General features: G+C 64.5%; 16 protein-coding genes. 9 read left to right on the top strand and 7 right to left on the bottom strand.

Annotation, left to right across the window (positions count from 1 at the left end; translation table 11 throughout):
• Nucleotides 1-85 precede the first annotated feature (85 nt).
• Nucleotides 86-1,480 carry an aminotransferase-like domain-containing protein gene (locus tag HBF25_RS08200; RefSeq protein WP_166947385.1) on the top strand — a complete coding sequence of 465 codons (1,395 nt, stop codon included), beginning with the start codon at nucleotides 86-88 and terminating at the stop codon, nucleotides 1,478-1,480.
• Between the two features lie 76 nt (nucleotides 1,481-1,556).
• Here HBF25_RS08200 and HBF25_RS08205 read toward each other — a convergent pair whose 3' ends face one another.
• Entirely contained in the window at nucleotides 1,557-2,441 is an 885-nt protein-coding gene (locus HBF25_RS08205; RefSeq protein ID WP_208392510.1) for a LysR family transcriptional regulator, read from the bottom strand.
• Between the two features lie 119 nt (nucleotides 2,442-2,560).
• Between HBF25_RS08205 and HBF25_RS08210 the strand changes: the two genes are divergently transcribed.
• On the top strand, nucleotides 2,561-3,424 hold the full coding sequence (locus HBF25_RS08210; protein ID WP_166947387.1) for an aldo/keto reductase family oxidoreductase: 864 nt from the start codon (nucleotides 2,561-2,563) through the stop codon (nucleotides 3,422-3,424).
• Between the two features lie 87 nt (nucleotides 3,425-3,511).
• On the opposite strand, the gene HBF25_RS08215 is transcribed toward HBF25_RS08210, so the two are convergent.
• A complete protein-coding gene (locus tag HBF25_RS08215) occupies nucleotides 3,512-4,639 on the bottom strand; it encodes an aminotransferase class I/II-fold pyridoxal phosphate-dependent enzyme (RefSeq protein ID WP_166947388.1) in 1,128 nt (375 codons plus the stop codon).
• Nucleotides 4,640-4,817: 178 nt separating this feature from the next.
• Here HBF25_RS08215 and HBF25_RS08220 point away from each other — a divergent pair, with 178 nt between their 5' ends.
• The 3 genes from HBF25_RS08220 (at nucleotide 4,818) to HBF25_RS08230 (ending at nucleotide 8,503) form a co-directional block, all read left to right on the top strand.
• Nucleotides 4,818-5,696 carry an EamA family transporter gene (locus tag HBF25_RS08220; protein ID WP_166947931.1) on the top strand — a complete coding sequence of 293 codons (879 nt, stop codon included), beginning with the start codon at nucleotides 4,818-4,820 and terminating at the stop codon, nucleotides 5,694-5,696.
• Nucleotides 5,697-6,200: 504 nt separating this feature from the next.
• Nucleotides 6,201-6,443 (top strand): hypothetical protein, encoded by a 243-nt coding sequence (locus HBF25_RS08225; protein WP_166947356.1) that lies wholly within the window; start codon nucleotides 6,201-6,203, stop codon nucleotides 6,441-6,443.
• Between the two features lie 179 nt (nucleotides 6,444-6,622).
• Nucleotides 6,623-8,503: a CocE/NonD family hydrolase gene (locus HBF25_RS08230; RefSeq protein ID WP_425483454.1), complete on the top strand. Its 1,881-nt coding sequence runs from the start codon at nucleotides 6,623-6,625 to the stop codon at nucleotides 8,501-8,503.
• An 879-nt stretch (nucleotides 8,504-9,382) separates the two neighbouring features.
• Here HBF25_RS08230 and HBF25_RS08235 read toward each other — a convergent pair.
• The 4 genes from HBF25_RS08235 to HBF25_RS08250 all read right to left on the bottom strand — a co-directional run bounded on the left by HBF25_RS08235 (nucleotide 9,383) and on the right by HBF25_RS08250 (nucleotide 14,052).
• Complete coding sequence (locus HBF25_RS08235; RefSeq protein ID WP_166947390.1) at nucleotides 9,383-10,603, bottom strand: AGE family epimerase/isomerase; 1,221 nt, start codon at nucleotides 10,601-10,603, stop codon at nucleotides 9,383-9,385.
• Entirely contained in the window at nucleotides 10,600-11,580 is a 981-nt protein-coding gene (locus tag HBF25_RS08240) for a carbohydrate kinase family protein (RefSeq protein WP_166947391.1), read from the bottom strand. The genes HBF25_RS08235 and HBF25_RS08240 overlap by 4 nt, the downstream gene beginning before the upstream one ends.
• An 82-nt stretch (nucleotides 11,581-11,662) precedes the next feature.
• Nucleotides 11,663-12,892 carry an L-fucose:H+ symporter permease gene (fucP, locus tag HBF25_RS08245; protein WP_243853155.1) on the bottom strand — a complete coding sequence of 410 codons (1,230 nt, stop codon included), beginning with the start codon at nucleotides 12,890-12,892 and terminating at the stop codon, nucleotides 11,663-11,665.
• A 110-nt stretch (nucleotides 12,893-13,002) separates the two neighbouring features.
• Nucleotides 13,003-14,052 carry a LacI family DNA-binding transcriptional regulator gene (locus HBF25_RS08250; protein WP_166947393.1) on the bottom strand — a complete coding sequence of 350 codons (1,050 nt, stop codon included), beginning with the start codon at nucleotides 14,050-14,052 and terminating at the stop codon, nucleotides 13,003-13,005.
• Between the two features lie 169 nt (nucleotides 14,053-14,221).
• Here HBF25_RS08250 and HBF25_RS08255 point away from each other — a divergent pair, with 169 nt between their 5' ends.
• The 4 genes from HBF25_RS08255 to HBF25_RS08270 all read left to right on the top strand — a co-directional run bounded on the left by HBF25_RS08255 (nucleotide 14,222) and on the right by HBF25_RS08270 (nucleotide 20,627).
• Nucleotides 14,222-16,570, top strand: coding sequence for a GH92 family glycosyl hydrolase (locus HBF25_RS08255; protein WP_166947394.1), 2,349 nt, complete (start codon nucleotides 14,222-14,224; stop codon nucleotides 16,568-16,570).
• 239 nt (nucleotides 16,571-16,809) lie between these two features.
• Nucleotides 16,810-18,606: a sensor histidine kinase gene (locus tag HBF25_RS08260; protein ID WP_166947395.1), complete on the top strand. Its 1,797-nt coding sequence runs from the start codon at nucleotides 16,810-16,812 to the stop codon at nucleotides 18,604-18,606.
• Nucleotides 18,603-19,052, top strand: a complete 450-nt coding sequence (locus HBF25_RS08265; RefSeq protein ID WP_166947396.1) for a response regulator — start codon at nucleotides 18,603-18,605, stop codon at nucleotides 19,050-19,052. Before HBF25_RS08260 ends, HBF25_RS08265 begins: the two co-directional genes overlap by 4 nt.
• 33 nt (nucleotides 19,053-19,085) lie before the next feature.
• Nucleotides 19,086-20,627 carry a response regulator gene (locus HBF25_RS08270; protein ID WP_166947397.1) on the top strand — a complete coding sequence of 514 codons (1,542 nt, stop codon included), beginning with the start codon at nucleotides 19,086-19,088 and terminating at the stop codon, nucleotides 20,625-20,627.
• A gap of 100 nt (nucleotides 20,628-20,727) precedes the next feature.
• Here the strand turns inward: HBF25_RS08270 and HBF25_RS08275 are convergent, their stop codons facing one another.
• Entirely contained in the window at nucleotides 20,728-21,894 is a 1,167-nt protein-coding gene (locus tag HBF25_RS08275) for a M23 family metallopeptidase (protein ID WP_166947398.1), read from the bottom strand.
• Nucleotides 21,895-21,970 lie beyond the last annotated feature (76 nt).

Here is a 21,970-nt window from a genome sequence, read left to right on the forward strand (position 1 = left end):
CGCAGCGGCGCTTCCCAAGGCACGGTTGAGTACAATTGGAGGAAACTGTTTGGTATCAATGGCAGTACAGTTTCGGAGAAGTGTCATGAGGCGTGGAGATACCCGGATCGAGGCAGTGGTGACGGCAGTGCGTGCGGGCATTGCTTCGCGCATCTATGGGCCCGGCACGCGGCTGCCCTCGGTGAGGGCGCAGGCCAAGGCCATGGAGCTGTCCGTGTCCACGGTGGTCGAGGCTTACGAGCGGCTGGCCAGCGAAGGTGTGATCGCGTCGCGGCCTGGTTCGGGGTTCTATGTCACTGGTGCGGCCGCGCCGTTGTCGCTGGCGGATATCGGGCCGCGGCTCGATCGCGAGATCGATCCGCTGTGGATGTCGCGGCAGGCGCTGGAGACCGGTGCGGATGTACTGAAACCCGGCTGCGGCTGGCTGCCGTCCTCTTGGATGTACGAAGAGGGCATGCGTCGTGCCCTGCGCGCGGCCGCGCGTGCCGATACGCCGATGCTTACCGATTACGCATCGCCGCTGGGGCCGGCCGAGCTGCGCCAGTTGCTGTCCAGGCGTATCGCGGCCACTGGCGTCGATGCCTCGCCCGAGCAACTGATGCTCACCGAGTCGGGTACGCATTCCATCGACCTGGTATGCCGGTTCCTGCTGGAACCGGGCGATACCGTGGTGGTGGACGATCCGTGCTACTTCAATTTCCATGCGCTGCTGAAGGCGCATCGGGTGAATGTCATCGGCGTGCCGTATACGGCGACAGGTCCGGACATCGACGTATTCGAAGCGGTGTTGCAGGAGCACTCGCCGCGCGTCTACATCACCAATTCAGGGCTGCATAACCCCACGGGCGCCGTGCTCTCCCCTGTCACGGCGCATCGCGTGCTGAAGCTGGCCGAGCGCGCGGACATGGTGATCGTCGAGGACGATATCTTCGCGGATTTCGAGACCACGCATGCGCCACGGCTGGCGGCCTTCGATGGGTTGTCGCGGGTGATCCTGATCGGCAGTTTCTCCAAGACGATTTCGGCGTCGCTACGCTGTGGCTGCATTGCGGCCCGGGCCGACTGGATCGACAGCCTGATCGACCTGAAGCTCGCGACTACGTTTGGTGGTGGTCGTCTGGCCTCCGACATCCTGTTGATGGCGCTTACCGACAGCGGTTATCGCAAGCACATGGAGTCGATCCGCCACCGCCTTGCCGAAGCGCGTGAGCGCACCATTGCCCGGCTGCGTCCGCTCGATATCGAGCCGTGGCTGGTGCCGCAGGCGGGCATGTTCCTGTGGTGTCGCCTGCCGGAAGGGCGCGATGCGGGTGATCTTGCACGCGCGTGTCTTCGCGAAGGCGTGGTGCTGGCGCCGGGCAACGCATTCAGTCAGTCGCTGAGCGCGGGTAATTTCCTTCGTTTCAACGTGGCGCAGTCGTCGGAGAAGAAGATCTTCGATACCCTGAGCCGCGCCCTGTCAAAGCGAAAACCCCTGTAGGAGCGCGCCTTGCGCGCGACCGGTCGAGGCGAGAATGTTGGTCATCGTGATAACCGGTCGCGCGCAAGGCGCGCTCCTACAGGGAAGGGGTGGCTCTTACGAAGTCGACGAAGGCGCGCAAAGGTGAAGGCAGGTGCTTGCGGCCGGGGTAGTAGAGAAACGGCCCGCTGAAAACCTGGCACCAGTCCATGAGCACGGGCACCAGCGCGCCGCTGTCCAGGTAAGGCTTCAGCCAGTCCTCGAACAGTCGGATGATGCCCAGTCCCTCGACGGCGGCATGCACCGCGAGGTCGAACGCGGCACCCTGGCGAACGACCAGCGGCCCCTTCGGATCGACACGCAGGATTTCCCCGTCGCGTTCGAACTCCCATGGCGGCATCGCGCCACCAGAGAACTGCCCGCGCAGGCAGGCATGGTGCAGCAGGTCGCCTGGGTGCCTGGGCGTACCGTGCACCGCCAGATACGAAGGTGCGGCGGCCGCCATCAGACATTGCGTGCGCGGACCGATCGGCAGGGCGATCATGTCCTGCTCCAGCCGTTCGTCATAGCGGATGCCTGCGTCGCATCCGGCGGCCATTAGGTCGACGAAGCTGTCTTCCACGACCACCTCGACGCGGATATCGGGATACATCCGCAGGAAGGGCACGAGGATCGGGCCCAGTACCGTGCGTGACACGTTGGCGGGAACATTGAGCTTCAGGGTTCCCGCCGGTCGGTCGCGATAGAGGTTCACGACGTCGAGGGCGGCTTCTACTTCACTGAGTGCCGGCGTCAGCCGCTCGACCAGGCGTGCTCCGACTTCGGTGGGCGCCACGCTGCGTGTCGTGCGGTTGAGCAGCCGCACGCCCAGCCGGGTTTCGAGCCGGCGTACCGCCTCACTGAGCCTGGAGGCGGAGGTGTCGGTAGAGCGCGCGGCCTCGCGGAAGCCACCGGCGCGCACCACGGCGAGGAAGGCGAGCAGGTCTTGCGGATCGGCGTTCATTGTTCGGGATTCCGTACAGCCCGTGCCGATTCGACCGGATTATCAGGGGAGTGGTCAATACCTATCTTTCGCTCCGTCCACTCATACCGGAGCGCGTCATGACCGATCTCAACAAAACAAGTACCTGGTCGCTGGGCGACCGTCAGGTGAAGCGCATGGGCTATGGCGCCATGCAGTTGGCGGGTCCAGGAGTGTTCGGGCCGCCGAAGGATCACGCGGGTGCCCTGGCGGTGCTGCGCGAGGCCGTTGCCGCCGGCGTCGACCATATCGATACCAGCGATTTCTATGGCCCGCATGTCACCAACCGCCTCATTCGCGAAGCCCTGGGTCCTTATCCGGACAACCTCACCATCGTCACCAAGCTTGGTGCCATACGCGGTGACGATGCCTCGTGGCTCCCGGCGCAGGAACCAGCGCAGCTGGAACAGGGCGTCCACGACAACCTGCGCAACCTCGGTGTCGATGTGCTTGACGTGGTGAACCTGCGCATCATGGGCGATATCCACAAGCCCAGCGAAGGCTCCATCGAAAAGCAGTTCACGGCGCTGGCCGAGTTGCAGCGCAAGGGACTCATCCGGCATCTGGGCGTAAGCAATGCCACGCTGGCGCAGGTGCAGGAAGCGCGCTCCATCGCGCCAGTGGTCTGCGTGCAGAACCAGTACAACCTCGTGGAGCGGGATGATGAGTCGTTGATCGATACCTTGCACGAGCTGGGTATCGCCTACGTGCCGTACTTCCCGCTGGGTGGGTTCTCGCCGTTGCAGTCCGAAACGTTGTCGAACGTGGCGAAGCGCCTGGAAGCGACGCCGATGCAGGTGGCGTTGGCGTGGCTGCTGCACCGCTCGCCCAACCTGCTGCTGATTCCGGGTACATCGTCGGTGGCGCACCTGCGGGAGAACCTGGCGGCAGTGGATATGGTGTTGCCCGACGATGTGCTGGGTGAACTGAACTCGATGGCCTGACCCTCCCTGTAGGAGCGCGCCTCGCGCGCGACCGGTTGAGGCGAGATGCCTGTCATCGCGAGAACCGGTCGCGCGCGAGGCGCGCTCCTACAGGTGTAGATAGGTGTCGAGGGCGGCCAGGGCTTCGGCGCAGTCCGCGCGGCCGTAGCCGATACGGAAGCGGTCGGTGGGAGTTGGCAGCAGGGCGGAGGCATAGTGGGTTGCCGGCAACAGCAGGACGCCGGAGGTCTCCACCAGCTTCGCCGCGAACGCATCCACCCCTTCGCTACCCAGATAGCGCGGGTACGCGATGCAGCCGCCATCGGGGCGATACCACTCGAAGCGATCCGCCCAGCGGGCGAAGAACCTGTCCAGGTGGACGAGATTGGCATCGAGCAACGTGCGGATGCGCGACAGGATCGTCTCCCGCGCCTTGAGGGCAATCAGCGCCAGCTGCTCCGAGGGCCCGGCATTGCAGATCGAAAGATAATGCTTGTAACGCTCCATGCGTTGCAGCAGGTCACAGTCACGGCACGCGATCCAGCCGATACGCAGCCCCGGCAGCCCATAGGCTTTCGACATCACCCCCAGCGACAGCCCGCGTTCGTAGACATCCACCGCCGCGGGCAGGTGGATCGTGCCCGTGGGCCCCAGCGGTCGGTAGACCTCGTCGCTGAAAAGCCACAGGCCATGCTTGCGACACAGCTCGACCAGTGCATCGAAACGCTCCCGTTCGAGGATCTTGCCCGTGGGATTGTGCGGAAAGTTGATCGACACCAGCCGTGTGTTGGGCCGGATAGCCGCAGCGACACGGTCGATATCGAGCGACCAGTGGTCGTCGGGATCGAGCGCTACGCCGGTCACTTCGCAGATCGCGAGCGGCACCGTTTCCGCCGATTGGTAGTTGGGGGTGACCACGATGGCATGGTCACCCGGTTCCAGCAGGACGCGCATGGCGATGTAGATGCCTTCTTCCGCGCCCGCGAAGCAGAGGATGTCCCCGGGGAGGCGGTCAGCGTAGAGACTAGCGATCTCCTCGCGCAGGGCGGGGGCGCCATAGGTCTGCGTGTAGCCCAGATGCAGCCGTTCGAAAGCCTCCCGGTCATCCGGAGTCGCCAGGTCAAGCAGTTCCGCCAGGCTCATGGACTGCGCATCCGAGGCCGTGAGGTGGTAGCGCGCGGCGAATTCCCAGCGCGAAAAATAGGTTTCGAGGCTGAAGTCGGGGAGTGTCGTCATGGGGAGGTACCGAAGTCGTCTATGGAGACTATATGTCTTATGAAGATCATTAGTCTATATTGTCAGCAGGCTTGACCGGAATGCTTGCGCATTGAGGTACCGAGGCTTCATCTTCGCGGTTCCCGGCCGGCGCTTCCCCGCGACCGCGCCTATCGAGGCAGGTCCCCACAGGTTCATGATGAACACGCTACGCACTTCCACCTGGCTTCCGGCGCTGGCCGTCCTGGGCTCGATCACCTCGTTGTGCATCGGCACCTCGTTCGCCAAGAAGCTTTTCCCACTGGTCGGTGCCGAAGGCACGTCGGCCATGCGCGTGGGTTTCTCGGCCGTGGTGCTGCTGCTGTTCTGGCGTCCGTGGCGCTGGCCGCTCACCCGTCGCGACGCGATCTCGATTGCCCGTTACGGTTTCACGCTGGGCGTGATGAACCTGCTCTTTTACATGGCACTGCGGACGATTCCATTCGGCATCGCCGTGGCCATCGAGTTCAGCGGCCCGCTGGCGGTGGCGATGTTGTCGTCCCGTCGCGCGGTGGATTTCATATGGCTGGCCTGTGCCATTGCCGGCCTGCTGATGCTGCTGCCACTCACTCATGACAGCGCGCTGGATCGTACCGGCGTGCTTTGCGCCATGGGTGCCGCGGTCTGCTGGGCGCTCTATATCCTTTTCGGCAAGCGGACAGGGCACCTGCATGCAGGTCACTCCGTCTCCCTCGGCCTGGTGGTGGCGAGCCTCGTGGTCGTGCCGTATGGGGTCATGCACGCCAGTGGCAGTCTGCTCGATCCGTACATTCTTGTGGCCGGTGTCGGCGTGGCGATTGTGTCCAGCGCCATTCCGATGACGCTGGAGATGGCGGCGCTGAAGCGCCTGCCCAGCGAAACCTTCGGGGTGATGGTGAGCCTTGAGCCCGCCGTTGCCTCCCTGCTTGCCCTGCTCCTCCTGGGAGAGCACCTTTCCGCCAGTCAATGGATCGCCATCGGCTTTATCGTGGCCGCGTCGATCGGCAGCACGATCACTGCCGGCCGGGCGCGGACCCAAGCGGCAGAAATGGCCGGCTAGTGCGCCAAAGAGGGCTGCCAGGCGCGTTTCTTCGCAACCGTGTCGTGGCAACTCTCGCTACCGTTTCGCAGGACGGCCGGCCGTTCAGGCGTGAGCCGATGCGCCTTCGGCGATAACAGGTCTGCGGGGGAGGCATGGCGCGAATGCGGCACGCGAATCATGCCCGCAGGCGGAAAAGGCCGGATACCGTTGATGATGGTAATCCTTCCGCTTCCCAGGGAACCGTCATTCAGGGTATAAAGCGCCACTTGAGGATGACAAGTCGGCGTGGCGCCCGCGTGCGCGACGACGCAATTCCTCTGAAAATAGTCGTGAACGCGTTCAGGCCTTGCGGCTGGAACTCGCTTCACGATTGAATCCTTTGCGTCCCTGTCTCCGATGGGGGCGCCCAGGGGTGTTACATTGATCTGCCAGCAGGCGCGGCGAAAGCCGTGGAGGGCCCATCGTCCCGAGGGGTAACCGACGCCGCGCTTGCATCCATAAATAACGAATGAGGAGTAACCCATGAAGCTCGCTTCGATCACTGTTCTTGCTTTCGCCGCCGTTGCCGCGCTCTCGGGCTGCAACAAGACCGACGACTCGGCCAACACCGCTCCGGCCGCCGCCTCGACCGCCGCTGCCGCTCCGGCTGCTGCTTCGACCGCCGCTGCCGCCCCGGCTGAAGCCCCGGCTGCTGCCTCGACCGCCGCTCCGGCTGCTGCCTCGACGGCCGCCCCGGCTGCTGCTTCGACCGCCGGTCAGCAGTAATACGCCTCATCCGAACCCGCCGCGCCTCGTAAGGGGCGCGGCGGGTTTTTTATTGCCCGCGATTCGCCGGGGCATGACCTATGACGATGGTGGTGGCGTTCAGCTTGGGGCAGGCTAGGAGGGTTTCGTCCCAGACAGCAGGAATCGCCATGTCGATATCGCTTCGCCCGTTGCCCGCCATGCTCGCCTTGTCCCTGGCCGTGGCCCCTTCGCTTGCCCTGGCGCAGACGGCGCCGATGACGCCGGATATTCCGGCGGACTACAAAGCCTCCACCAGCGCCAACGACTACGTGAAACGCGTGGTCGAGATCCCGATGCGCGATGGCGTGAAGCTGCATACCGTGATCGTGGTGCCCAAGGGGGCCCATCGCGCACCCATCCTGCTTACCCGTACCCCCTACGACGCCGACGGCCGGACCGAGCGGGTCGACTCGCCCAGCATGCGCAACCTGCTGCCGCAGGGTGACGAGGTGTTTGTCGATGCCGGCTACATCCGTGTCTTCCAGGACGTGCGTGGCAAATATGGCTCCGAGGGCGACTACGTGATGACCCGCCCCCTGCGCGGGCCGCTCAACGACACGAAAGTGGACCACTCCACCGATGCCTACGACACCATCGACTGGCTGGTGAAGAACGTGCCGGAGTCGAACGGCAAGGTCGGCATGCTCGGCTCCTCGTACGAGGGCTTTACCGTGGTGATGGCCCTGGTCAATCCGCACCCCGCGCTCAAGGTCGCCGCCCCCGAAAGCCCGATGGTGGATGGCTGGATGGGCGACGACTGGTTCCACTACGGCGCCTTCCGGCAGACCAACTTCGACTACTTCACCGGCCAGACGGCGAAGCAGGGCAAGGGCTGGCCGGTGCAGCGCCAGGGCTATGACGACTACACCAATTTCCTGCGGGCGGGCTCGGCCGGCGACTATGCGCGTGCCGCAGGTATCGATTCGCTGCCCTACTGGCGGAAAGTCAGCGAGCATCCGGCCTACGATGCGTTCTGGCAGGGACAGGCGTTGGACAAGGTGATGGCGAAGCAGCCGCTGAAGGTGCCCACCATGTGGATCCAGGGCCTGTGGGACCAGGAAGACATGTGGGGCGCCATCCACAGCTACGAGGCCGTGGAGCCGAAGGACACCACCAATACGATGAACTATCTGGTGATGGGGCCGTGGCGGCACAGTCAGGTGAACTATGGCGGTGCATCGCTCGGTGCGCTCAACTGGGACGGCGATACCGCGTTGCAGTTCCGTCGCGACGTACTGCTTCCGTTCTTCAACCAATACCTGGTGGACGGTGCGCCCAAGGCGAAGACGCCGCCGGTGTTCATCTACAACACGGGCGAGAACCACTGGGATCGCTTCACATCCTGGCCGCAGGCCAAGGGCACGAAGCCGCTGTACCTGGAAGCCAACGGTGGGCTGTCGTTTACGGCGCCGGCGGCCGATGCCGCGAAATACGACGAGTACGTTTCCGACCCGGCAAAGCCGGTGCCGTATGTGCCGCGCCCCGTGCACTTCGCCGATCGCCAGTCGTGGACGACATGGCTGGTGCAGGACCAGCGTTTCGTCGATGGCCGGCCGGATGTACTCACGTACGTTACCGAGCCGTTGAAGACGCCGTTGCGCGTGGCCGGTGCGCCGCAGGTGAACCTGTACGCGTCCACCAGTGGCACCGACAGCGACTGGGTGGTGAAGCTGATCGACGTGTATCCGGATACGGATGCCACGACGCCAACGATGGGCGGCTATGAGCTGAGCGTGTCGATGGATATCTTCCGTGGCCGCTATCGCGAGGGTTTCTCGGAAGGGAAGGCGCTGACACCGAACACGCCGTTGCAATATCGCTTCGGCCTGCCCACGGTGAACCACACCTTCCTGCCGGGGCATCGCGTGATGGTGCAGGTGCAGTCGTCGTGGTTCCCGCTTTACGACCGCAACCCGCAGACGTTCGTGCCGAACATCTTCTTTGCGAAGCCGTCGGATTACGTCAGGGCCACGCAGCAGGTGTGGCATGCGCCGGGACAGGCGAGTGCCATTGAGCTACCGGTGGTGGACGGTCATTAATCCATAGTGTCCCTCACGTCGTCCCTGCGAACGCAGGGACCCAGTGCGTTGCAATAGGTTTTTGCGAGAGGGTTACCTGCACACAAGCCGATGCAGCGTGGCGGTGTTTACTGGTGAACCGGGGCGCTGGGTTCCTGCGTTCGCAGGAACGACGGGCTATGAGATTGCAGCTCCCCGCCTATCCCTCACGTCGTCCCTGCGAAAGCAGGGACCCAGTGCGGTGCGGTGGGTTTTTGCGAGAGGGTTACCTACACACAAGCCGATGAAACGTGGCGGTGTTTACTGGTGAACCGGGACGCTGGGTTCCTGCGTTCGCAGGAACGACGGGTTGCGAGATGGCGATGCCCTGCCTACCCCTGACGTCGTCCCTGCGGAAGCAGGGACCCAGTGCGGTGCAATCGATTGTCGCGACAGGGCCACCTACACACGAGCCGATGAAACGTGGCGGTGTTTACTGGTGAACCGGGGTGCTGGGTTCCTGCTTTCGCAGGAACGACGAGTTGCGAGATGGCGGTTCCCCTCCTACCCCTCACGTCGTCCCTGTGAAAACAGGGACCTAGTGCGGTGCGCTAGGTTTTCGCGAGAGGGTTGCCTACACACAAGCCGATGAAACGTGGCGGTGTTTACTGGTGAACCGGGACGCTGGGTTCCTGCGTTCGCAGGAACGACGGGTTGCGAGATGGCGATGCCCTGCCTACCCCTGACGTCGTCCCTGCGAAAGCAGGGACCCAGTGCGGTGCGGTGGGTTTTTGCGAGAGGGTTACCTGCACACGAGCCGATGCAACGTGGCGGTGTTTACGGTGAACCGGGGCGCTGGGTTCCTGCGTTCGCAGGAACGACGGGTCGGCGGTTGGCCGGCCTGTCGTTTTACGAGCTTACTTACTTTCCCTGCATCCGACGCAGCGACGCCATCACTTCATAGCATGCGCCCATGGTGTGATAGTCGGTCTTGCCGGCGGGGCTCTTCTCGTCGTCGTACTTCTCGTTGTTCCGCTTGAGGATGCGGTACCACGCGCCGTACCTGTGGTCGACGAAGTGCTCCCAGCTGTACGCCCAGATCTTCTCGTACCACTCGTCGTACTGCTTCTCGCCGGTGGTTTCGAACAGCAGCTGCGCGGCGCCGAGCGATTCGGCCTGCACCCAGAAATACTTGTCGTCGTCGCAGACCTCGCCCTCGGGAGCGAAGCCGTAGGCGATGCCGCCGTACTGCTTGTCCCAGGCCTTGTCCAGCGCAACGTCGAACAGATGCTTCGCGGTCGGCACCAGCCATGCCTTATGGCGCGGCGTGCCCTTGGTGTAGCGCTCCAGCATCATGAGCAGCTTGGCCCACTCGGTCTGGTGACCCGGCTGGAAGCCCCACGGGCGGAACAGGTGCTTGGGATTGTCGAGGTTGTACTTGAGATCGACCGTCCAGTCCTGGTGGTAGTGCTCCCACACGAGCTTCTGCTCGGTGAGGGCGGCCTGGCGCTGGGTCATGTTCTCGGCGAGCAGCAGGGCGCGATCGAGGTAGCGGTCGTCCTTCGTGGCTTCCCACGCGGCGATCATGGCCTCGGTCATGTGCATGTTCGCGTTCTGGCCGCGGTAACCGGTGAAGTTCCAGTCCTTGTCGGCCTCGTCGCGGTACAGGCCGTAGTCCGGCTCCCAGTAGCGCTTTTCGAGCAGGTCCCAGATCTCGCCCTGCCAGGCGCGGGCTTCGTCGAAGCCCACCTTCACGCCACAGGAGTAGGCCAGCAGCATGAAGGCCAGGCCGTAGCAGTGGTTCATCTGGTCGTCGCGCTTGCCGTCCTGAATGGTCCAGGCATAGCCGCCGGTTTCAGGATTGCGATGCACTTCGCGCAGGTACTTCAGGCCGTGCATGGCGAGATCTTTGTCCTCGGGCTTCTTGAACTCGAGGTAGGCCATGGCATGGTTGAACACGAAGCGCGTGCTCGACACCAGGTGGCGATGGCTGCGGTCGTAGACCGTGCCGTCGTCCTTGAAGTACTGGAAGAAACCGCCGGCCGGATCGACCTCGTTCGGCTTGTAGAAGGCCATGGTCTTCGCGACATGGTCGCGCAGGACATCGACGGAATGGAAATCGGGAAGGGGTACGTTCGTCATGCGTGCTTCTCCATGAAGGCCTTGACTTCGGCCTGGTCGGGAATGGCGGTGAACGAGCCTTTGTGCGTGGCGGTGATCGCGCCACAGGCAGCGGCGAAACGAATGAGGTCGCTCAGGCGATCGCCGTCGGCGACCAGCGCGTCGAGCTTGTCGAGGGTGACGCCCTCGGAGGCCAGGCGGGCGAGCAGGCCGCCCACGAAGGCATCGCCGGCCGCGGTCGTGTCGACGGCGTCCACGCGATAACCCTTGATGACGCCACTGGCCGTGCGGGTGAACCAACGCATCGGCTCGGCACCATCGGTGACCAGCAGCAGGCGGGCATGGCCTTCCCACAGGCGCTTGAGTACGGCCTCGTCGGAACCGGCCCCCTCATGCAGAACGGCGAATTCTTCGGCGCTGAGCTTGATGACGTCGGCTTCGGACAGCGTTTCCCACAAGCGCGGGAGCTGGTCTTCGCCCTTGGGCCACAGCGCCGGGCGCAGGTTCATGTCGAAGCTGACCAGAGCGCCGGCGGCGCGGGCGCGGCGCATGCCTTCCACCGTGGTGGCGGCGATGGCAGCCTCGGTCAGCGAGTTGGAGCAGACGTGGAAGACGGCAAGATCGTCGAACGCTTCGTTGCGGAAGTGCTCGGGACGGAACAGCAGATCAGCCGCGGGCGGACGATAGAAGCTGAAGCTGCGATCGCCCTTGTCGTCGTGGGCGACGAAAGCCAGCGCGGTGCGTGCCTCGTCGGTACGGGCGACATCGTCCGTGCCGACACCGAGGTCGGTGAGGCTCTTGAGCAGGAAGTCGCCGAACATGTCGCGCGCGAGCATGCCGGCAAAGCGGGCCTGCGCACCGAGACGGGCCGCGGCGACCGCGACATTGGCGGGTGCGCCGCCGGCGAAGGGAACGAAGGCGGGAGGCTGACCGGCGCCGCCCTGGGGCTGTGCGTGGAAATCGATCAGCGCCTCGCCGAAGCAGAGGATAGAAGACATGCGAACGGCGTGTCCTTGGGGCGAGGATGGAAGAAAAAACGCGGCGACCGGCGCAAGGGCCGGTCGCCGTCATGGGGAGGTATCAGCGGGTCGCGACCGGAAGATTGCGGATCTTCGAGCCACTGAGGCCGTAGAACAGGATGTAGCCGTAGCAGATCAGCGGAATGAAGAAGGCGTGCTGCACGCCGATGGCATCGGCCACCACGCCCTGGATCCAGGGGATGAGCGCGCCGCCCACGATGGCCATGATCAGCAGCGACGATGCCTTGCCGGTCAGCGGACCCATGCGCTCGATACCCAGCGAGAAGATCGTCGGGAACATGATCGAGTTGAACAGGCCGATGCTGACGATGCTGTACACGGCAACCGTGCCGGTGGTGCTCATCGTGGTGATGACCAGCAGGGCGTTGATGACCGCGAAGGCGGCCAGCAGCTTGCGCGGCGAGAACTTGGCCAGCAGGGCCGAGCCGATGAAGCGGCCGACCATCGCACCACCCCAGTAGAAGGCGACATGGCTGGCGGCGACTTCACCCGACATGTTGCCGATCTCAGGCAGCTGCAGGTAGTTGATCATGAAGCTGCCGATCGAGACCTCGCCACCCACGTAGAAGAAGATGCCGAGCACGCCGAAGAACACGTGCGGGGTCTTCAGGGCGTCCATCAGCGAGTGGTGGCCGTCGTCGGCCTTCTCGGTGGTTTCCTGCAGGGCGGGCAGGTTGAACAGGTACACGCCGATGGCCAGCAGCACGAGCACCACGGCCAGGCCGATGTACGGACCCTGCACGGCGCTGGCTTCGTGGGCGCGGTAGGTGATCTGCTCGGCGGCGTTCATCTTGGCGATGTCGGCGCCGCTCTTGACCTCGTTGGAGAGGATCAGGAAACCGCCGAAGAACGGAGCGAGGAAGGTGCCGAACGAGTTCAGCGCCTGGGCCAGGGTGAGGCGGCTGGAGCTGGTCTTCTCAGGACCCAGCAGGGCCACGTAGGCGTTGGCGGCCACCTGGAGCACCGTGATGCCGGTAGCCAGGATGAACAGGGCGCCGAGGAAGAAGGCATACACGCGCATGCCGGCGGCCGGCCAGAACAGCGCCGCGCCGATACCCGCGATGATCAGGCCCGCAACGATGCCCTTCTTGTAGCCCAGCGACGCCACGAGGCGGCCGGCGGGCAGCGACATGATGAAATACGCGCCGAAGAAGGTGAACTGGATCAGCATGGCCTGGGCGTAGTTCAGTTCGAACACGGCCTTCAGGTGCGGGATGAGGATGTCGTTCAAGCACGTGAGGAAGCCCCACATGAAGAAGATCGTCGTCATGACGCCGAGCGCCAGCGGGAAATAGGTGTAGCGGGTATCGCCGGAGCCTGTCGCGGACGACGAGGTGGGCAATGGCGTGGGACCGGTGGCCATGGGGCGCTCCTTGTGGGTCAGGGTGAAGTCGGAGGGCAGCTGCTTTCGCGCACCACCAGCCGGACGGGGGCGATCGTATAGGCCGTATCGGTCTCGGGATTGCCCAATCGTTGCAGGATGAGTTCGGCGCTGCGCCGGCCGAGGCCTCGCGGGTCTACCGCGATGGTCGTCAGGGGCGGCACGCATACCGAAGATTCGGCGACATCGTCGAAGCCGGTGAGGGCAAAATCCTCTCCCGGCCGGCGTCCGCGTCGCGTGAGGCCCAGCATCAGGCCCAGCGCGACGGCGTCGTTGTAGCAGACCGCTGCCGTGGGCGCCGGATCGCGCGCGAACAGCGCGCCGGTCTGGCGGGCAGCTTCAAGGCGGGTCGGGGCACTTTCGATCAGCCAGTTGGGTTCCACCGGCAGGCCGGCGTCCTTCATCGCGCTCGTATAGCCCCGGCGACGCTGCTCCACCGAGCTGGAGTCGCGGTGACCGCCGAAGAAGGCGATGCGCTGGTGACCCAGGCCGATGAGGTGTTCCGTCGCAAGGCGGGCACCGTGCTCGTTGTCCATTTCCAGGGTGTCCCAGCGATGGGTGCCGTCGTCGTCGGGCAGTTCGCGGTTGAACACCAGCAGGGGCGTATGCATGCCCACGGCCGAAAGCACCCGCTCACCGTCGCTGCCTTCGGCGGGCGAAAGAATGATGCCCGCCGGTCCATGCTCCACCAGGGAGGTGAGCACCGCCTGCTGGCGCTCCGGCGATTCGCCGGTATTGCCCAGCAGGGTGACGTAGCCGGCGCTGGCCAGGGCCTCGTCGGCGCCGGCCGCGAATTCGGCGAAGAAGGGGTTGCCCAGGTCGTTGACGACCAGGCCGATGCTTGACGAGGTACGTCGGCGCAGGTTGGCTGCCGCCCGGTTATACACGTAGCCCTGGCGCTTCAGTTCGGCCTCCACCCGGGCCCGGGTGGCGGAGTTGACCAGTGGGCTGCCGCGCAGCACCAGCGAGACGGTGGCACGCGAAACGTCGCATCCCTGGGCGATATCGGCTAGCGTGACCTTGCGGCGCTGCGGGGTGGACCTCGGCATCGTTACTCCTTCAAACGATCTAAACCGGGCGATGATCGCTCGGCAGGGTCAGGGATGCATCACGCACTGCAACATGCCATGCGGCGGCATCTTTGCTACTTTCAGAGCGTTTGTCACGATCCAAATGATCGTGACCACATACAACGCGTCCAAACGAGGGGAGCCACCGATGTCGAGTCCGTCCCGTCTGCGCCGAGGCCTGCTGGCCGCGGCCCTGTCTCTGGCCCTGCCAGCCCTGGCCCTGGCGGCCTCCGGCGGCAAGCCGACCAGCGCCTTCCAGGCGGTGGACCCCATGATCGGCACCGGTGGTGACGGCCATACCTTCCCGGGTGCCACGGTGCCCTTCGGCATGATCCAGCTCTCGCCGGACACGGCCATGCCGGACTTCAAGCACGCGTACAAATGGGCCGCCGGGTATCAGTACGGCGACACGAGCATCCTCGGTTTCTCCCATACGCATTTCTCCGGCAGCGGCCACTCCGACCTGGGCGACTTCCTGGTCATGCCCATTGCCGGCGACGTGAAGCTGGACCCCGGCACCCCCGACCAGCCCGGTAGCGGTTACCGCTCGCGTTTTGACCACGCAAGCGAAAAGGCTGAGGCAGGGTACTACGCGGTCACCCTGGCCGACTATGGCGTGCGCGCCGAGCTGACCGCCGGGCGCCGCATCGGCTGGCACCGCTACACCTTCCCCAAGGGCAAGCCGGCCCATCTGCTGATGGACCTGCGTCCGAGCATCTACGACTACGACGGCAAGGTGCTGTGGTCGTCGGTACGCGTGCGTGCCGACGGCACCGTGACCGGCGGCCGCACCACGCGCGGCTGGGCCCCCGGCCGCCAGCTGTATTTCGCCATGCGCTTCAACCAGCCGCTGGTCTCGCGCAGCCTGAAGAACCGCGAAGAGAACATTCCTTACCGTGGCTTCGGTGGTCCGGGCAACCGTGGCACCGACACGGACGCCATGAGCGGCCGTGCGCTGGAAGGCGTGTTCGACTTTGGTGACCTGACCCAGCCACTGGTGGTGAAGATGGCCATTTCCTCGGTGAGCGAGGAAAACGCCATCGCCAACCTCGACCAGGACGGCGCCGGTTTCGACTTCGACACGCGGCGTGCCGAGGCCCGCCAGCAGTGGGAGAAGGTGCTCTCCGTGGTGGACCTCGATGCCCCGGCGCAGGATCGCAAGACGTTCTACACCTCGCTGTACCACGCGATGCTCTCGCCCACCCTGTCGATGGACGTCAACGGCCAGTACCGCGGCCCGGACAACCAGGTGCATACGGCCAAGGGTTTCGAATTCCACTCCACGTGGTCGCTGTGGGACGTCTACCGCGCACAGCAGCCGCTGATGACCCTGCTGGAGCCGGAGAAGAGCAACGACTTCGTCAGCTCGCTCATTGCGTCGCGCGAAGCCAGCCCGTTCGGCATCCTGCCGGTGTGGGCGTACCAAGGCATGGAAACGTGGTGCATGATCGGCTACCACGCCGTGCCGGTGATCGCCGATGCCTATATGAAGGGCATTCGCGGCTACGATGCCAACAAGGCCCTGGAAGCCATGGTCGCCAGCGCAACCTACGGCCCCTATGGCGGCCTCGACGACTACATGAAGCTTGGCTACGTGGCGATCGACCACCAGCCCGAATCGGCGTCGAAGACCGTTGAATACGCCTTCGACGACTGGTCGCTGGCGCAGATGGCCAAGGCCATGGGCAAGGACGACGTCGCCGCCACCTTCATGAAGCGCGCCGGCAACTGGAAAAACAGCTTCGACACCAAGACCGGTTTCCTGCGCGCCCGCAAGAGCGACGGCCAGTTCCGCGAGCCGTTCGATCCCTCGTCGGCGGCCTATGGCAGCGATTACACCGAAGGCAATGCCTGGCAGTACTCGTGGTATGTGCCGCAGGACGTCGCCGCCCTCATCGAGGCGCTGGGCGGCAACGATGCCTTCGCGAAGAAGCTCGACGAAGTCTTCGAGGCCAAGGTCGATCCGAAGTCGTTCGCCCATGTGGAAGACATCACCGGCCTCATCGGCTGGTATGCCCACGGCAATGAGCCCAGCCATCACGTGGCCTATCTCTACGACTACGCCGGCAAGCCCTGGAAGACGCAGGAGCGCCTGACCCAGATCATGAAGACCCAGTACACGCCGACCCCCACGGGCCTGGTGGGTAACGACGACCTCGGCCAGATGTCGGCCTGGTACATCTTCACGGCCCTGGGCTTCTATCCGGTCGCGCCGGGTAGCAACCAGTACGTGATCGGTCGTCCGTTCGTCGGCAAGGCCACGCTGAATCTCTCCAACGGCAAGCACTTCACCGTGTCCACCGACCACCTGGATGCCGGCCATCCGTACGTGGGCAAGGTCACGCTCAATGGCAAGCCGCTCAACCGCACCTTCATTCGCCACGAGGAAATCGTGGCCGGCGGCGAACTGCATTTCTCGATGCAGGCCACGCCGGCGAAGGATTGGGCCACTGGGACCGACGCGCTGCCTTACTCGATGAGCAAGTCGGCGAATTAAAAGGGTTTTTTCGCTATCGTCACGGGTTCTTCACGGGGCCTTGGGCATTAAGGCGATCTCCATGGGGCGGGTGTGTCACTCCCGCATCGCCGGACCGGTCTGACTGGTCCGGCGATGTCGTGGTGGCACGCCCGCCTTCGTTTTAGCGATGCCCGGACTTCAAGCGCCGTCCTGATGCCATACACGTCTACAATGAGGGCCCTAAACCGGGCAGGAGTCGTCGTGGGGATGACCAAGGCATGATCAAACGCATCGGATTGCGCTGGCGACTCGTCGGCCTGCTTGCCGCCGTGCTCGTGATCGTGGCCTTGCCCTACGCCGTCACACGTTCCAGCACGGATGACGCCCTGGCCGCCCGCGACTGGGTCACCCACTCCGCCGACATCAAGGCCAGCGTCTACCGGCTTGATGCGATCCTGCGCAGCAGCGAGGCGGCGATCTACGCGCGCCTGGCCGGCGCACCGGATGAGCCGGTTCTTCAGGAGCGCGCCCTGGGGCCGCGCCAGAATGCACCGGAGATCCTCGCCACGCTGCGCACGATGATGCGCGACAACGCCGAGCAGCTCACCCGCCTGGGCGCGATCGATTCGATCACCAACGGGCGCATCGTGCTGACGGACCAGGCACTGCAGCGGCTCAAGGCGGGCGACCGCGACGGCGCCTTTGCCTCGATGGAGGATGCGCGGCAGCTGTTTCCCTTCCGCGAGCAGGTCAAGCAGCTGCTGGAAGAGGAATCCAGGCTGCTGAGCACCCGGCGCGCCGATGCCGAGGGCCTCGCCTCGAACAATCGCTCGGTGCTGCTGGTCGCCGCGCTGGCGCAGATTCTTCTTCTCGGCATCGTCGTGGTGGTGTCCGAACGGCAGATCGCCATCCGCCTTGCCGCGGAATCCAAGGTAGCCCAGGCGGTGCAGCGTTCGCAGCTCATCGTGCAGGCGGTGCGCGAGCCCATTGCCATGCTCGATGGCGATCTGCGCGCGTTGCTGGTCAATACGGCTTTCGCCGAACTCTACGGTTCCGATCCGGAAAGTCGTAAAAACACGCCGCTCAACGAGATCGGCGATGGTGCATGGAAGGACACGGCGTTGCTCCAGCGCTTGTCCGACGTCATCGCGCGCGACCGCGAGTTGTGGGATTACGAACTGACCCAGCGCACCGTCGATGGCATCGACCGCTTCGTGGTCATCAACGCCCGCCGGATCGAACAGCCCGACAACGACGAGCCGGCCCTGCTGTTGACCGTCAGCGACATTACCGCCCGCGCCCTCGTTGAGCAGAAAGTGACGGAGCTCAACCGCCAGCTCGAAGGCAAGGTGGAGCAGATATCCGACGTCAATCGCGAGCTGGAAGCCTTCAGCTACTCGGTGTCGCACGATCTGCGCGCACCACTGCGCCATATCTCCGGCTTCGCCAGCAAGCTTGAACTTCAGCTGGGCGATCAGGTTGATGACCGCGTGCGTCACTACATCGACGTCATCAGCACGTCGTCGCGACGCATGGCCCAGCTCATCGACGACCTGCTGGTGTTCTCACGCCTGGGCCGCGGCGCGTTGCGCCTGCAACCGGTGGACATGCAGTCGCTGGTGGAAGAGGCCCGTGCGCTGGTGGAGACCGACATACGCGACCGCCGCATCGAGTGGCGCGTGGCGCCGCTGCCGATCGTGGTAGGCGACGAAAACATGTTGCGCACGGTGTGGCAGAACCTGCTGGGCAACGCCGTGAAGTACACCGGCAATCGCGAAATCGCGAAGATCGAGGTCGGTCTTGATCGTACGAGCTCTGGCGATTACGAGTTCTTCGTACGCGACAACGGCGCTGGCTTCGATATGCAATACGCGGGCAAGCTGTTCGGCGTGTTCCAGCGGCTGCACCGTGCTTCCGAATTTCCCGGCAACGGCATCGGCCTTGCCAACGTGCGACGCATCGTCGCCCGCCATGGAGGGCGGACCTGGGCCGAGGGCGAAACCGACCGCGGTGCCACCTTCCATTTTTCTTTGCCGGCCTCCGATCTACCGGGTGCCAGAACGGGTGACTCATGAACCAGCGCGAGAAACTGCGCACCATCCTCCTCGTCGAAGACTCGATGGCCGACGCCGAGATGGCGATCGATGCGCTTCGCGAGGCCAAGCTGGCCAATCCCATCGTGCACCTGGAAGATGGCGTGGATTGCCTCGACTGGCTGCATCGCCGCGGCGCCTATGCGAATCGCGAGGAAGGCGATCCGTCGGTGATCCTGCTCGATATCAAGATGCCGCGCATGGATGGCCTGGAGGTACTTCAGCATCTGCGTGACGACGAGCGCTGGAAGCGCGTGCCGGTGGTGATCCTTTCGTCCTCGCGTGAGGAAAGCGACCTGGCCCGCAGCTGGAACCTGGGTGTGAATGCTTATGTGCTCAAGCCCGTCGATGTCGATCAGTTCTTCCGCGCCGTACAGACGCTCGGCCATTTCTGGGCCGTGCTGAACCAGCGGCCCGACGGCGGCTGAGCGCGCGGACGTCAGGTAAGGATCATTCTCGCCATGAGTGCTCAAGACCATAAGGTCAGGATTTTGCAGGTCGAGGATAGTCCCCTCGATGCGGAACTGGTATTGACCGAGCTCGATCATGACGGGCTCGACTACGACGTACGCCTGGTCGATGACGAGGCCGCCTATCTCGATGCCCTCGATACTTTCCGGCCGGATATCGTTCTTTCCGACCTGAGCATGCCGGTGTTCAGCGGCGAACGCGCGCTGGAACTGCTGCGCGAGCGGAATACCGAGATACCCTTCATCTTCATCTCCGCAACGCTGGGCGAAGAAGCGGCCATCGCCGCGCTGCGCAACGGCGCCACCGATTACATCCTCAAGCAGAACACCGCGCGCCTGGCTTCGGCCGTGCGGCGCGCGCTGCGCGAAGCCGAGGAGCAGCGGGCGCGCATGCGCGCGGAGCAGGAGCTGATCCGTGCGCAACGCTTCGAAAGCCTGGCGTTGCTTGCGGGTGGCCTGAGTCACGATCTGCGCAACCTGTTGCAGCCGCTGCTGCTTGCAGGCGACACGCTGGAAGATTATGCGGACGACCCGCGGCTGGCGCGCCTGGGCACGCTGGTGCGTGACTGCGGGCGTCGTGGCCTTGAAATGGTGTCGTCGATGCTGTCCTTCGCGCGAGGCGCACGTCGCGCCGAGCAGGTGCGGCTGGGTGCCTTGCTCGACGCGCTGCGCCTGCTCATGCAGGGCAGCGTGCCGCGCAATATTGCGATGGAAGTGGACGTCGTCGATGCCGAAGTGACGTTCGAAGGCAACCATACGGAATTGCAGCAGTGTCTGCTCAACCTGTGCCTCAATGCGATCCAGGCGATGCCCGAGGGTGGCCGCCTGCGTATCGAGACGGCACAGGTCACGCTCGCGGACGACTTCTTCGCCGATGGCGAATCCACGGCGCCGGGACGTTACCTGCGGTTGTCGGTGATCGATTCGGGCCAGGGCATGTCGCCAGATGTATTGCAGCGCCTGTTCGAGCCGTTCTTCACCACGAAGGAAACCGGCACGGGCCTGGGGCTGCTGTCGTGCAAGCGCATCGTGGCAAGCCATGGTGGCCTCATGCGCGTGCGGAGCCGGGTGAACGAGGGGACGCAGTTCCATCTCTATCTGCCGCTGAACGTCGAGCACGACGAACATGGCGATCCGATGCTGATCGAGCCGTCGCTCCAGGGCGAGGCAGAGCGGGTGCTCGTGGTGGTGGAAGAAGCCACGCAGCTGTCGCTGCTTGTCGATACGCTGGATGCCTACGGCTATCAGGCAGGCGCCAGCCAGAGCGGCACGGCCGCGCTGCAATGGATCGAGGCGCATGGCGTGCCGGATCTGGTGGTGATGGACGCCGACATGAACCTGTTCACGGGCGTGCGCACGCTGGCGGCGTTGCTTGACCACGGTTACACCGGTGCGGTGCTGCTGCTGGCACGCAAGGATTCCCCGCCGAATCTCGACGAACTGCCGCAGCTCGATCGCCTGCATGTTCTCGAAAAACCCATCCAGTCGCGGGCGCTGTTGCGCAAGGTCCGCGAGGCGCTCGAAGAAGCCTGAGCACTGCTGCTCTTGTAGGAGCGCGCCTTGCGCGCGACCGGTCAATGCGATGGATTGAAGATTGTCGCGATACCGGTCGCGCGCAGGCGCGCTCCTACAGTCAACGGGGGGTGGGGAAGGATACGACTGTGTCGTTCAACGGCAGCTCGTTCTTCGAGTGCCGCACGGGAGCCGGTTTCCATGGATCGCCCATGCCGAACAGCTGCCCCTCACTCTCCGGGCCAAAGCTGTCCAGCGCCTCGAACACATAGGGAATGCCTTCGGACCCCTCGAACGCCGCCGCATCGGCAACCTGGAAGTGCAGGTGCGGCGCTGCGGAATTCCCCGACTGTCCCAGCGCACCGATGACGGCGCCACGCGCCACATGCTGGCCGGTCTTTACCTTGACGCTACCCTTTTCCAGGTGCGCGTACCCCGCATACCGGCCTTGCCCCAGATCGAGCACCACATAGTTGCCGAACAGCCCGTCGAGCGAGAGCGAGGCCGGTTCCGGCTGCGCCTCCAGCGGCGCATGTTCGTCCTGCCCGTCACGCATGGCCACGACGGTGGCATCGGCGACGGCCAGCACCGGCGCGCCATAGCCATACCAGTCGCTGTGTCGTGTCGCATGAATGTCTTTTACCGGTCGGAACGCACGCCCTTTCTTGTCGATGCCCACCAGATCGAGGGCGTAGCGCTGGGGAATGGTGAGCGATCCGTTGACTGCGACAAGGCTGCCCCAGTGATGTGAATGCGCATTGCCGGGTCCTTCGTGGGCCAGCCATTGGCCGCCGCGGACAGGCGGACCCAGCCGGATCGGTGTCGCGCCGCTTAGCGGTGTCGTGATTCCGTCCAGCACGAAGCCGGCCGGACCGGTGAAAGCGACGCGATGTTTCAATGTGTGCGGGCTGCTGCCCTCGGGCAAGGTGAGCCACAGGTAGAGAACGCCGCGCTTGCCGGGCTGGATCGTGGGTGGCTGGTTTTCGTCCGGCGAAGGCCGTATCGCGGCGGCAATGCCCGCCTGGTCCAGGTGCAACAGTGCATGCCCCAAGTCATCACTGACATCGATCGCGGTGGGTACGAGCGGCCCCGTATCGCCATAGAAGTTGGTGACGTGCAGCTCGTAGGCGAGATGCATGGCGCCATCGTTGCCACGGAACGGTGTCGGAGCGAAAGGAATGCGGGCTTCTACCGGTGCTGGCGTCGTCGCGCCGGCCATGCCGGCGAACAGGACACACGCGGCCAACGCAAGACGCCATGCAGACACGGCGCGATAGATCGATGTCATGGATGAGCCTCCCCCGGCGTCACCCTAGCCTAGCACTGTAGGAGCGCGCCTTGCGCGCGACCGGTTATCGCGAAAG

Origin of the sequence: Luteibacter anthropi, from assembly GCF_011759365.1 — a bacterium.
GTDB classification, from domain to species: domain Bacteria; phylum Pseudomonadota; class Gammaproteobacteria; order Xanthomonadales; family Rhodanobacteraceae; genus Luteibacter; species Luteibacter anthropi.